11 protein-coding genes and 1 pseudogene are annotated in these 13,152 nt (G+C 31.9%); 4 read left to right on the top strand and 8 right to left on the bottom strand.

The window, feature by feature from the left end:
- Nucleotides 1-27: 27 nt before the first annotated feature.
- Both CALKRO_RS00295 and CALKRO_RS00290 read right to left on the bottom strand, forming a co-directional pair.
- Entirely contained in the window at nucleotides 28-1,653 is a 1,626-nt protein-coding gene (locus CALKRO_RS00295; protein ID WP_013429133.1) for a CTP synthase, read from the bottom strand.
- Between the two features lie 173 nt (nucleotides 1,654-1,826).
- Nucleotides 1,827-2,951: a hypothetical protein gene (locus CALKRO_RS00290; RefSeq protein WP_013429132.1), complete on the bottom strand. Its 1,125-nt coding sequence runs from the start codon at nucleotides 2,949-2,951 to the stop codon at nucleotides 1,827-1,829.
- 114 nt (nucleotides 2,952-3,065) lie between these two features.
- Here CALKRO_RS00290 and CALKRO_RS13175 point away from each other — a divergent pair.
- Nucleotides 3,066-4,290, top strand: a pseudogene (locus CALKRO_RS13175) (IS256-like element ISCbe6 family transposase).
- Between the two features lie 399 nt (nucleotides 4,291-4,689).
- On the opposite strand, the gene CALKRO_RS00275 reads toward CALKRO_RS13175, so the two are convergent.
- Together CALKRO_RS00275 and CALKRO_RS00270 are read right to left on the bottom strand one after the other, a co-directional pair.
- Nucleotides 4,690-5,400, bottom strand: a complete 711-nt coding sequence (locus tag CALKRO_RS00275) for a hypothetical protein (protein ID WP_013429130.1) — start codon at nucleotides 5,398-5,400, stop codon at nucleotides 4,690-4,692.
- A 392-nt stretch (nucleotides 5,401-5,792) separates the two neighbouring features.
- The gene (locus tag CALKRO_RS00270) at nucleotides 5,793-6,374 is read right to left on the bottom strand and encodes a DUF6426 family protein (RefSeq protein ID WP_013429129.1); all 582 of its coding nucleotides are present in this window, start codon (nucleotides 6,372-6,374) and stop codon (nucleotides 5,793-5,795) included.
- A 518-nt stretch (nucleotides 6,375-6,892) separates the two neighbouring features.
- Between CALKRO_RS00270 and CALKRO_RS00265 the strand changes: the two genes are divergently transcribed.
- The 3 genes from CALKRO_RS00265 (at nucleotide 6,893) to CALKRO_RS00255 (ending at nucleotide 8,255) form a co-directional block, all read left to right on the top strand.
- Nucleotides 6,893-7,186 carry a hypothetical protein gene (locus tag CALKRO_RS00265; protein ID WP_013429128.1) on the top strand — a complete coding sequence of 98 codons (294 nt, stop codon included), beginning with the start codon at nucleotides 6,893-6,895 and terminating at the stop codon, nucleotides 7,184-7,186.
- Between the two features lie 123 nt (nucleotides 7,187-7,309).
- Nucleotides 7,310-7,663, top strand: coding sequence for a hypothetical protein (locus CALKRO_RS00260; RefSeq protein WP_013429127.1), 354 nt, complete (start codon nucleotides 7,310-7,312; stop codon nucleotides 7,661-7,663).
- A gap of 46 nt (nucleotides 7,664-7,709) precedes the next feature.
- Nucleotides 7,710-8,255, top strand: a complete 546-nt coding sequence (locus CALKRO_RS00255; RefSeq protein ID WP_013429126.1) for a macro domain-containing protein — start codon at nucleotides 7,710-7,712, stop codon at nucleotides 8,253-8,255.
- A 69-nt stretch (nucleotides 8,256-8,324) separates the two neighbouring features.
- On the opposite strand, the gene CALKRO_RS00250 is transcribed toward CALKRO_RS00255, so the two are convergent.
- The 4 genes from CALKRO_RS00250 to CALKRO_RS00235 all read right to left on the bottom strand — a co-directional run bounded on the left by CALKRO_RS00250 (nucleotide 8,325) and on the right by CALKRO_RS00235 (nucleotide 13,116).
- Nucleotides 8,325-8,969, bottom strand: a complete 645-nt coding sequence (locus tag CALKRO_RS00250) for a hypothetical protein (protein WP_013429125.1) — start codon at nucleotides 8,967-8,969, stop codon at nucleotides 8,325-8,327.
- An 82-nt stretch (nucleotides 8,970-9,051) separates the two neighbouring features.
- Entirely contained in the window at nucleotides 9,052-10,419 is a 1,368-nt protein-coding gene (locus CALKRO_RS00245; RefSeq protein ID WP_049775603.1) for an undecaprenyl-phosphate glucose phosphotransferase, read from the bottom strand.
- 161 nt (nucleotides 10,420-10,580) lie between these two features.
- A complete protein-coding gene (glf, locus tag CALKRO_RS00240) occupies nucleotides 10,581-11,678 on the bottom strand; it encodes a UDP-galactopyranose mutase (RefSeq protein ID WP_013429123.1) in 1,098 nt (365 codons plus the stop codon).
- On the bottom strand, nucleotides 11,668-13,116 hold the full coding sequence (locus tag CALKRO_RS00235; RefSeq protein WP_013429122.1) for a flippase: 1,449 nt from the start codon (nucleotides 13,114-13,116) through the stop codon (nucleotides 11,668-11,670). The genes glf and CALKRO_RS00235 overlap by 11 nt, the downstream gene beginning before the upstream one ends.
- Nucleotides 13,117-13,152 lie beyond the last annotated feature (36 nt).

Raw genomic sequence — 13,152 nt, 5'->3', positions numbered from 1 at the left:
AACAAAAAGAGGGGTTAAAAAAAGTTATTAAATCCCCTCTTTTTTCTGTCTATTCTCAAGTGATGCTCTTATAAAATCTGTAAAAATTGGATGAGGTCTTTGTGGGCGCGACTTGAACTCAGGATGAAATTGCACACCCAAAAACCATGGATGGTCTTTCAGCTCTATTATCTCTACAAGCCTTCTGTCCGGTGATATTCCTGAAAATACCATGCCGGCTTGCTTGAATTTTTCCTTGAATTCATTATTAAACTCATACCTGTGTCTGTGCCTTTCATATACAAGCTCATCGTTGTAAATTCTGTGGGCAAGAGTACCTTCTTCAAGCTTACACGGATAAAGTCCAAGACGCATAGTGCCGCCTTTTGTGAATATGTCCTTTTGCTCTGGCATGATGTCAATCACAGGATATGGTGTTGCTTCATCAAACTCTGTTGAGTTTGCTTTTTCAAGCCCAAGAACATTTCTTGCAAACTCAATTACAGCACATTGCATTCCAAGACATATTCCAAAAAACGGAATTTTGTTTTCTCTTGCATACCTTATGGCTGCAATCTTACCCTCAATACCCCTGTCACCAAATCCGCCTGGCACTAAAATTCCGTCTGCACTTTTAAGTTTTTCGTGCGCATTGTCGTAAGTGACTTCCTCTGCGTTTGTCCATAGAATCTCAACATAGCTATCATTTGCAATTCCCGCATGTTTTAGTGCCTCTGCAACAGAGAGATATGCATCATGAAGCTCAACATACTTTCCAACAAGCGCAATTCTGACACTCTTTTTGAGATTTTTTTCTTTTTCTACTATCTCAATCCAGTCAGATAAGTCTGGTTTTGTGCAGACAAATCCAAGCTTTTCGCATATAATCTCCCCAAGCCCTTCTTTTTCAAGCATCAAAGGCACTTCATACAGGCTTTCTGCATCAATATTTTGAATTACATATTCAGGCTTTAAATTACAAAACAAGGCAATCTTTGCCTTAAGTTCCTGTGAAAGTGGCTTTTCTGTTCTGCAAACAATAATATCTGGCTGAATACCTATTGATCTAAGCTCTTTTACAGAGTGCTGTGTTGGTTTTGTTTTAAGTTCTCCTGACTTTGATAGGTAAGGAACAAGAGTTACATGAACATACAGAACATTTTCTTTTCCAATATCTGTTGCAACCTGTCTTATAGCCTCTAAAAACGGAAGGCTTTCAATATCGCCAACAGTCCCACCAATTTCTGTTATAACAACATCTGTGGAGTTGCTCTTACCAAGCCTGTAGATTCTCTCTTTAATTTCATTTGTAATATGCGGAATTACCTGCACAGTTCCACCAAGAAAGTCGCCACGTCGCTCCCTTTGGATTACAGACCAGTAAATCTTTCCTGTTGTGACATTGCTGTTTTTTGTGAGGTTCTCATCGATAAACCTTTCATAGTGACCAAGGTCTAAGTCTGTCTCAGCCCCGTCGTCTGTGACAAAGACCTCTCCGTGCTGATATGGGCTCATAGTACCCGGGTCAACATTTATATATGGGTCAAATTTCTGCATAGTAACTTTTAAGCCCCGCGCTTTTAATAGTCTTCCAATTGATGCTGCAGTGATTCCTTTGCCAAGCCCGGACACTACCCCGCCTGTGACAAAGATGTATTTGACTTGTTTTTCCATTTTTAAAATTACCTCCGACAATCTATGTTAATTTATTTTTTAGCCATATGTATTTTAACTTTAATATTTTAATTTATTTATATGAGGTTATCAATGGGGTTATTTTGTTTCAATTTGAATAATAAAGGCTATCCCCTCTTCACTTTTTGAGGATAGCCTCACCAATCTCTTCTTTATTTCCTCGGTAAACGCTGCATCTTTATTGTCTGATTAAAAATTTTGGCTTTTTGAATATACATCTCTCTTCTTGAACCACCTGAACTTGTTGAAAGCGGATATATTGTAATTTCTCTGTCGATAATAATATCAATGTCATATGGCGAAAGTGGCAAATAAATTCTAAGCACTGAATTTTGTCCACTTACAACATCAAGCACAGCTATACGCCATGTATTATTAGTGTCAACAAAACCAAGATGCCCTGTAAACAGCTCTTTCTGTGTATCATTTGAAATAGTAAATACATTAATTGGATAAATACCAGGAATTGACACCCACATAATACGCTCATCGCCATTATCTTCAACAAAATGTTCTGGCACAGTATGCCCACCTACAATGTAGTTTTGGCTGTAAGTAAAAATATAAATATCAATTATAAGGTCATCCTTTTCATATACACTATCAAGTGTAGTAGGTACAAAATCCCAGCTTCCTTCAGGTTTGCGCTCGCAGCTTAAAGTTATTTTGCTTCTGTCAACTCTTAAGTCTACAGTATATTGTTGTGGCACACCCTCTGGAATAATGAGTCTTTGCAAAGGCTTGTATTCTAATGAAAAAGCAAGGTAATTGTCACTATAATATGGATTGTGTGCTAAAACCCATACCCAGCCATAGTCCCCCGGCGCAAACCAAGCTCTTCTTGCTTGTTCAATTGATGATACAACAAACTTTCCATCATAGTCAAAGTCAAAACCAAGTAGCAATTTGTCTCCCATTCCAACGCCGCCTTCAGTGAATCCAGGTATATATTGAATTTGACTAAACTGTGATAAATCAAGCTCAACCACACTATCCTGTGAAACTTGCAAGGCTTTATAGTAAAAGTCGTAAGCGCCTGTTTCGGGATTATTATATGCAATTTTTATAATGTATTCCCCATTTGTAATAACAAGCGGAAGTTCGCCATTTGAATCAGTTGTACCAACAAAAAGCTCTTTATAGGTATCTCTGTCTATTACATAAACATCAGCATTGACAACTGCATATGTGCACTCATAAACACTCAGTAGTACATGAGAATTGTAGATGTCATTATAAACTGTCAAATTTTGCGGATCATAGCTGTCAAATGTCAAACTCTTTTTCAGAACAAAGCGAGACTATAAATAATTTTGTGTAAAGTATAAGAACCTCCTTCTTGGTAAGAATCAGAATATAAACAAAAATATCCAAGAAGGAGGTTTTTTGTTATGGAGAATGTTTTAACAAAAGAGCAGCTCTTAGAGTTTATAAGAAAAAATAATATTCAGAGTGTAAGTGATATTTACGAAAGTTTAAAAGACCTGTTCAAAGATGTACTTCAAAGCTTTTTAGAAGCAGAAATTGAAGAAACTCTGGGTTATGAAAAATATGACGTTAAAAACAAACAAACTACTAACTCTCGAAACGGATATACTCAGAAAACCGTAAAAACAAAATTTGGAGAGATGGAAATTGATATTCCAAGAGACAGAGAAGGTGAATTTGAACCCAAGATAATTCCCAAATATAAAAGAGATATCTCTGAAATTGAAGATAAAATAATAGCTTTATATTCCAGAGGGATGACAACAAGAGATATTCATGAACAAATAAAAGATATCTATGGTATTGAAGTATCTGCTGAGATGGTAAGCAAAATTACAGAAAAAATAGTACCATAGAATAAGAGAGTGGCAAAACAGACCATTGGAAAAGATATATCCGTTTATTTTTATGGATGCAATCCATTACAAGATAAAAGATGAAGGCAAGATTGTAAATAAGGCTGCTTACGTTGTTTTAGGGATTACCATTGAGGGATATAAGGATGTTTTAGGAATATGGATAGGAGAAAGTGAAAGTTCAAAGTTTTGGCAAGGTCGATTGAATGATTTAAAGACAAGAGGAGTAGAAGAAGTCCTGCTGTTTTGTGTTGATGGTCTTACTGGTTTAAAAGAAGCAATAGAAGCAGTGTTTCCAAAGAGTGATATTCAAAGATGTATAATCCACCAGTTGAGAAATTCATTTAAGTATGTTTCGTATAAACACATAAAAGAATTTTCAAAAGATTTCAAGAGAGTATACCAGGCAACAAATGAAGAAGAGGCATTTGAGAATTTTTGTCAAATAAAAGAGAAATGGGGGAAACAATATCCTTATGCATTTAGAAGCTGGGAAAACAACTGGGAAATGCTGACCTCGTTTTTTAAGTTTCCCCCAGAGATTAGAAGAATAATTTATACAACAAACATTATAGAAGGTGTTCACAGACAGTTTAGGAAAGTTACAAAGTCAAAATCAGTATTTCCAAATGATATAGCTTTAGAAATGATGCTTTATCTTGCGACTAAAAATGTTGTAAGAAAGTGGACGCAAAGATACAGAAACTGGGATATGATATTAAACCAGCTTTTAATAATGTATCCTGAGCGGTTGAGAGAATATATAAAGTAGATAGCAATCGTTAGTTCGCGTTTTTTAACTGCTTCTACAGAAGCAGTTAAAAAAACAAATAAAAAAAGATAATATAACCCAGTATTAAATTTTCTCCATGAAGTTAAAAATTTATGCATAAAAAATATTGAAATGGAAATACTAAAAATAGAAAGTTGGCAATAAAATTTTGAATGATTACTTACCAAGAAGGACGGCTTATCTTAAATACACAAAATTATTTACTCACCCGACATATTATTAAAGTAATACCCGCAATAATAGCAATAATAATTATTAAAACATTTTGCGCGATTTTGTTTTTTAATTTTATTCCATTTTCTAACATATAATTTGTCTCCTTTCAAATTGATTTTAAACTCTTCTCTTTATCTGTTATCATCTATAATTTGTTAACCTTCATTTAGCAACTTTTTTTGTTAAATTTTCAGGGTTGTCAATTGCTTTGTAACAATCTATCCCTGTCGAGGTCTCAGGATAAGCTATTTTCAAGTATTTTTCATTTTCTTTTTGGTAGAGTATTCTGGGAGATAATGTTAAAACATGATAAACTTCAGGGTAATTCTTAGGTATGAAAATTTTAAACTCTATTTTCTCTTTTGGTTTTAGTAAATATCCACCTGAAGGTATATTGTCTGTCATTTGAATTTTAACCGTAGGATATATTTTAGAAGGCACATCTATCTTTATCACCTTTAGATTTTTATCTGTAGCATTTTCAAAAATATATTCCCATTCTTCACCTAAGTACCCCTTCTCTCTATTATTTATTATCTCTTCCACACTTTGATTAGCTACAAATTTTTGTTGTTGATAACCCCCAACCCATAAAAAATTATAATTGTCACTCTCTTTGGTAACTTCTACATAGCACAAAATTTCTTTTCCTTCTGTTTTCCCATTTAATGTATATTTAAGTTTGTTAAATATATAAATCCCTTTCTGTAGATCATCTACTGACAGATAAAGATTAAACGTATAATAATTAAAACCACCTATTATAAACGGTTTCTTTGAGACAATTTTAACTTTATTTATTTTAACCTTACTATTATTTGCACCCTCTAACATTGTGAACTTAAGTTTTTTTATAATCTCTTCTGTTGCCACAACACCAACTCTCAAGCTTGGATACTCATATCTACCTTTTTAAACTATATGCATACTCTCTGTTCCCAAAGGAATGTATCCACTCTTTACAATTGATTTTATATCTCCCTGAATATTAGCTATGGTTCTCAATATATATGCTTTATCTTTACCTAAATGGAAGAAAACCACTTTTTCAGAAGCAATGCCTTTTATAGATGATATTGTTATGTTGATTAAAAACAGAATTGTGAAAATGAAAAGTGTTATTCTTTGTTTTAAAAAAAAAATTCATCATTTATTTAATCTCCTCTCTCTGTTTACTTGTATTTTTAAATAAGGGCTGCTTATTTTTTTGCTCAGCAGCCCTTATTGAATAACATTTAAAGGTTTACAATTTAAAGTATTAACAATTAATAATGTCCCCAAAATGAAATACCTGTATATTCCTTAACCCATCCAGAACCTTCATAATCGTAACCAGAGTCAAATAAATGTGGTACATAAACATCAAAATAAATATTTCTTCCTGTACCTGCAGCTTCAAGATAAAATGTTGTGTTAGGTGGTATTGTCACTGTATTTGTATATGTTCTTGTCACGGAAGCATTAACATTAACCCCTAATTGTGCTTGAATCAATTGTGGTGAAAGCGTAACACTACCACCAGTTGAATTTGTAACTGTATATGTCTGGGTTATTGTTACTTTTACTTTATTAGGCGTATCATTTCTGTAAGAGAAAATACGTTTCCAAGGGTCTCGAAAAGAAACTGTCTTCGTTCCTACAACTTTAATTGGATCCCAAAACCATTTATATTGTGTAATATCATAAACACTGCCTCCCACAGTTTCACATACAGCTGCCTGTTTTATTTGTGAAACCACCGATGACGTCGAAGAGCTACCACTTGACTGCACCTCATCTGCAAATACTACACTAAAACTAAGTAAACAAGCAAAAATTAACAAAATACTCAAAACTTTTTTAAACATGCTCACACACCCCTCCATCTTCTTTGTTTTTTTATTGCAACCCCTCTACCCCATTGGCGCCAAAGGTTTGTATCAGAGGGTTGTTGCCCCTCTTACTTCTTTTTCTTCCTAATCCACTCTTATACCTTTTCTTTGTTTATTAACACTGCGTTCAAGCTAATCCTTCTTTGGTTTCTTTGTTACATGCAAAATTTTACTATTCACTTTCTAATCATGTCAATCTTTTTTTTCAAAATCGCGATTTTTTCAGGGAAAACTTGATGTTTTCTTATGTTTTCTTATGTTTTCTTCAATTTTCTCTTTTTATCTCTGTTTTTCTCTTTTTCAAATGGTTTTTTTAAGAAGTTATAAGCTGCTATTTTGAAAAACTGGTTTAAGAATAGTTTTACTAACTTCGCATAAAAATTGGCCTTTGAAAAATTCTGGTGAAGAATATAATTATATTTTGCATGCAGATTGAAAAGAAAATAGAGCTAATTAAGAAAATATAATTCTGATAAAGGAGTGTGATTACAGCTTTGAGCCAGAATGGTTGGCTTTTTCAAGAGGCAATAAGGCTGGCTCAAGAATATGGCTTTAAGTGTTATGAGATACATTCAAATCTTGTTAGAGTAAGAACGGTCTGTGATGAATGGCTCATTGAATATGTACAAGAATCAAAAAAACCTTTTTACCTACATCACTACAAAGATAAACCTCATTTTCAAAGAAAGTTTTACGACCTTCCCTTCCTGTTCAAATCCCTTTTTCAGCACGACAGGTTTGTTCTAAACGGCAGAACAACAATGCCTGTAAAACCAATCAGGGTATAAAAAGCCGTAAGTAAATGAAATACCAAAGGGAAAGGGGGTGAAAGTAAATTAAATGTAACATTTAAAACCTATGATACGTTTTATAAATTTGATGTATAATAATTTTTGAAAGGACGTGATTGCTTGAAGAGCAGTTTAATCTTAATCTCTGGACTTTTGGCTGGCATGGGACTTATAATAACTTATAATAAAGTAGTACCTCTAATTCTTTTTAAAAAGGAAAAGCCTCCTATAAAGATTTTTCCCGAAAAAAAATCGTTTGACGAGCTTGTTCAAGTTTACGATAGTGTATCTCAAGATATAAAAAGATATTTAGAAGAATATTGCTCTTTCCCAACCACTGATTGCGGAAAATTACTTGCTGCAAGCCTTTTTACCCAAGTTACCGTGTGCCTGAGCATTCTTTCTTCTTTAGAAAAATTTGGCATTGACACAAAAACTGTGTTTGACGAAATTTTAAGCAAAAACAAAGCTTAGCAGCCAACTCAACAGAAAAATTCTTAAAGTTTGGGGTGAAAATAAATTGTCTACGAAAGAAATTTTCCAAAAAATCGCTATCAAAAAAGGCGATATCACAAAAGAAAATGTTGATGTAATTGTAAATGCAGCAAACAGCCACTTGCGCCACGGTGGTGGGGTTGCTCTTGCAATTGTAAGGGCAGGCGGGCAAGAAATACAAAAAGAATCAGATGAGATTATCAAAAAGATTGGCTTTCTACCAACTGGACATGCAGTTATAACAAATGCTTATTGCTTGCCTTGCAAGTTTGTAATACATACAGTTGGTCCAATTTACGGTGAAGGCAATGAGGATGAAAAGCTATCTATGGCAATTTACAATAGTCTCTACCTTGCTCATCTTTATAACCTAAGAAGCATTGCATTTCCTGCTGTATCAAGCGGCATATTCGGATTTCCAAAGGACAGATGCGCAAAGATTTTGATTGATACTGCTGTTGATTTTCTAAGCAGTATAAATACAAGCATTGAAAAGGTTGTGTTTTGTTTATTTGATGATGAGACTTACGGATATTTTGAAGAGTACTATAAAAACTTGCTTGGAAAATAATTAAAAGGGGCACTTAACCTTGGATTGCCCCTTTTTTTTGTAAAATACAAAAATTCATTATTATGTAATTTATATCAAAATTCCTATTTTTTCTTTCATAATCCTAAGATCAATATCATGTCTGCCATACTCTTCTTTTATTTTATTGGTAACTTCAACAAGATTTTCTATTTTAGTTGAGGTTTCATTTTTGAAATTATTTACGTCACTTCTAAAATTCTCTATATCTGCTTTAAATTGTATAACTCCTCCAAAAGCATTGAAAAGTGTATCTATACAACCTGTATTTTCTAATATAGCCTGTTTTAAACTTTGCATTTCTGTCTGCATATTTCTGATATCATTTTTGACAGTAGAAATTTCATTTTCTAAGGCATATACTTTCTGTTCAAGGTCACTAACCCTTTTCTCAAGCCTGCCAAAACCATCTTCAAGACTGCTAAGTCTCACTTCAAGCTTATCAAGCCTCTCTTCCACTTTGTCAAGTCTCTCTTCAACTCTGTCAAGTCTTTCTTCAACCCTGTCAAGTCTTTCTTCCACTCTGTCAAGCCTTTCTTCAACTCTGTCAAGTCTTTCTTCTACTCTGTCAAGTCTCTCTTCAACCCTGTCAAGCCTCTCTTCTACCCTGTCAAGCCTAACTTTTACCTCTTTTACATCGTTTTTTAGTTCCTCAATGCCCAAGATAATCTTTTCTAACATTTCTCTTTCTGACATAAGTAAATAACCTCCAAAATATTTTCCTCTATAAATTCTATCAAATAACATTATAGAAATTCAACAAACTACTAATTAGAGTTCAGTACGCATTCTCCATAAACTTGCCACCAAAGATGGTTGCCAGAATTATTTTTATATCAAGCCAGAAAGACCAATTTTCTATGTACCAAATATCATATTTTATTCTCTCTTCAATTGAAGTATCTCCTCTGAGTCCATGAATCTGAGCCCAGCCAGTAATTCCTGGACGCACACGGTGCTTTATCATATATTTCGGAATTTCTTCTTTAAACTTTTCAACAAAATATGGTCTTTCTGGCCTTGGTCCAACAAGGCTCATATTGCCAACAAGAACATCCCATAGCTGTGGAAGCTCATCTAAAGAAAGCCTTCTTAATATCTTACCAATTGGGGTTCTTCTTGGGTCGTCTTTTGTTGTCCATCTTACTTTCTCTTCATCAGGGTCTTGAACATACATGGTTCTGAACTTGTGCATTTTGAAAACGCGTCTGTTATAGCCTACTCTTTCCTGGGTAAACAAAATTGGCCCTTTAGATGTTAATTTTATTAAAATTGCTATGATTATGAATAAAGGAAGACAAACAATCAGACCAATTAATGATACAAAAATGTCAAATGCCCTTTTGACAAATCTATTTGTCCACTCATCTAAAGGTGAGTATCTAATGTTTATAAGCGGAATTCCCCTTAGTTCTTCCACTCTTGCTTTGGAAGGAATATAACGAAAATAATCAGGCACTATGTATGTTCTTATACCATATTTTTCTGATATGTCTATAATATATGGAATTTTATTGTATTCTTCAAGTTTCAAACAAATTATGATTTCATCGACATGGTATTTATTGAGAACATTTTCGAGTTCAGAGACCTTTCCAATGGCTTCTGGATTTGTATCATCCAAAAATCCTATTATAGTAAAGTAATTATTTATCTTAAAATAATCAACTATCTTATTTACTTCATCATTTTGTCCAATAAAAAGAACAGTCTCTTGTGAAAAAAATTTTTTTTGTCTTTTAGTTAGAAAATTCTTTAATTCAGTTCTTAGGCATAAACTCAGTACTGAATTAATAACTGCATAAGTAATTAAGAATATCCTTGAATAATCTACTAACTTCATAATGTAAAATATAGTCATAACAAAAACAACAGTTAAAACATTAGTTCTTATAACTTTGTATACTAACTTAAATGCGTCAATCTGAAAACTGTCTAAATCCATTTTAAAAACAATTGATATTAAAAAATAAAAAATGATATAAAATGCCATTACCGTCATATAACTTTCAAATCCTAAATGATCAGTACTCGGAATTAATGTCATCTCAAACCTTATAAACCACGCAATATAAAAAGATAAAAGAATACTAACAACATCAATTATTTTTGATAGTTTATTGTATAATCTTTCTAAATCATGCATCATAACCACCTCCTTTGACTTCTTTTGAGTAAAGCGGAATTATACTAATATGTTTTATGAAAAACTTCGGTATGAAATACTAAGTTATAATATCATTAACTAATTACCTGTGGAACATTGGAGATTAATTTCTTTGATTTTATAATAGCAACACAATATCCTTAAGATGTAAATTTTATTTTTTCAAATAACTTTAAGGCCTCTTCAACAACTTTATCCATATTATAGTATTTATAGCTCGCAAGTCTACCTACAAAATAAATATTTGTTAACATTCGGGCTTCTTTCTCATATAATCTATAAATTTCATAATTCTCATTCTGAGGTATAGGATAATAAGGCTCTCCCTCAGAAGTTGGATATTCCTTTACTATTGTAGTTTTCGGATGTATTTGTCCTGTAATATGCTTAAACTCAGTAATCCTTGTAAAATCATAATCATTAGGATAATTTACTGTAGCAACAGGTTGATAATATTCGCAAGACAAAGTTTCAAATTCAAACCTAATAGACCTATATGGCAGTTTACCATATTTATAATCAAAAAAATAATCAATTGGTCCAGTATAAATTAATTTCTCAAATTTAATTTCATTTATCACTTCCTTATAATCGGTATTTAATAATATATGGATATTTTTACTGTCTATCAAATTCTCAAATAACCTTGTATAACCATATTCAGGTACTCCTTGATATCTGTCTGTAAAATATCTATCATCTCTATTGAAACGAACAGGAATTCTAGCTGTTACCTCTGGTGATAATTCATCTGGAAAAATATCCCATTGTTTTTTGGTATACCATTGAAAAAACTTTTCATATAATTCTTCTCCAATTTGACTCGTAACCACATCTTTTGAATTAGTAATTTTCTCACTTTTTTTTCTGACTGTTTCTAAAAAAAGTTTAAAATCTTCTGATGAAAAATTTTTATTATATAAGATATTTATTGTATCTAAATTGATTGGAAATGGCACATACTTACCATCTACATATGCTAAAACCCTATGTTGATACAATCTCCATTTTGTAAAATTCGATAGATAATCCCATACAATCTTGTTGTTTGTATGAAAAATATGCGGACCATACTTGTGGACAAGTATTCCATCTTCATTATAATAATCGTAGGCATTTCCACCTATATGGTTTCTTTTTTCTATTATTAAAACCTTTTTATTTAGCACATTCGCAATTCTCTCTGCTATAGTACACCCAGCAAAACCTGCTCCTACTACAACATATTCAAATCTCATTTTTAGACCTCCTAAGAAATTTCTTTATTTGCGAAAAAACATCTCTTTGAATCTCACTTTCGAGAACTACATTGGATAATATATAAAATAAGAAACCTATTATTACCTGAACAAATATTGCAGTAAAGTTTTCTATTTTAATAAAAACGTCGATAAGTATCAAGATAAATACCATTGTAATGGAGATAATAAAATATTTAAGCAACATGCGAATTATATATTTATATTCCCAAATATTTCTTGTATACGCAATTTGAATAATCGTAACTGTAGCTTCAGTTAGCAAAAACGAAATAGCTGCACCAATTGATTTAAGCCAAAATACAAGAACTACATTAGATAATATACTCATAATCGCACCTGCAAAAACAGAAATTGTTAATTCCCTTTCTTTTTTATAAGGAACCATAAATTGAATACCTATTACATTACTAATCGAAATAAAAAATATTGTTGGTGCCATTATTTTTATTAAAATTGCACTCTTATAAAAATTATATCCATACAACCATCTGACTAAATTATCAGAAACTATAATAAGACCCAAAAACATAGGCAAAGATGTATAAAACATAAACTCTATTGTTCTATGTAAGTATATTTTTATTACTTCATTTTTATTATTTTCAACTAAAAAAGAAATTTTTGGCAACATTACGGTTCCCAACGAAGTTGGAAAAATTATTAACATATTTATTAATTTTTTAGCTAAATCAAAATAAGCTACTTCTTCTTTATAGGTTGATATTCCGATAATAGTTCTATCAAATACTGTATAGACTTGAATAATAAATTGAGGTATATATAATTTGCACATAGATAGAAAATGTTCCTTTATAGTTGAGAAATTGACAAAAGTAAAACTCACATATTTCTTTATTTGTAACCACATAATTAATTGACCTACTAACTCTGAAATAACACCTATAAAAATATATTTAATAAGATCACTCCTTTCCTTTACAATCAAAAAAACTAAAATTACCCCTGTTATTCTTACAATAATATTTCTTATCATTAACTTATCAAATCTTTCCATACCTGTATAAAGCCAAGAAATATCAAGTATTGCTGATATTATATAGATTGACTGTAACATAAAAACAGAAAAATATTGCTTACCAGTCAGAATTACAAATATTAAAAATACAAAATATACCACTACTGCTACTATAGTTTTTGTGTAAAATATACCACAAAAAACTTTACTTCTTCTTTCTTTATTTTCCTTTACATATGCTATTTGTCTAGTTCCATATAATCCTACCCCCAAGGAAGCAATAAGAGTAAAATATTGAACGATTGAATTGGTATATGCAGTAATTCCCAAATTAAGAGGCCCTAAAACCCTCGCAATATAAGGTATTGTAGCAAAAGGAATCACGAGAGAAATACACTGATATATAACATTGTAAATATAGTTTCTTTGAATACTCATTAGTTTTTCCCATTCCCTATATTTGAACATAATTTT

The sequence above is a fragment of the Caldicellulosiruptor kronotskyensis 2002 genome, from assembly GCF_000166775.1.
Classification (GTDB): Bacteria; Bacillota; Thermoanaerobacteria; order Caldicellulosiruptorales; family Caldicellulosiruptoraceae; genus Caldicellulosiruptor; species Caldicellulosiruptor kronotskyensis.
The sequence above is the reverse complement of the archived record's forward strand: the minus strand, read 5'-3'. Positions and strand labels throughout refer to the sequence as shown.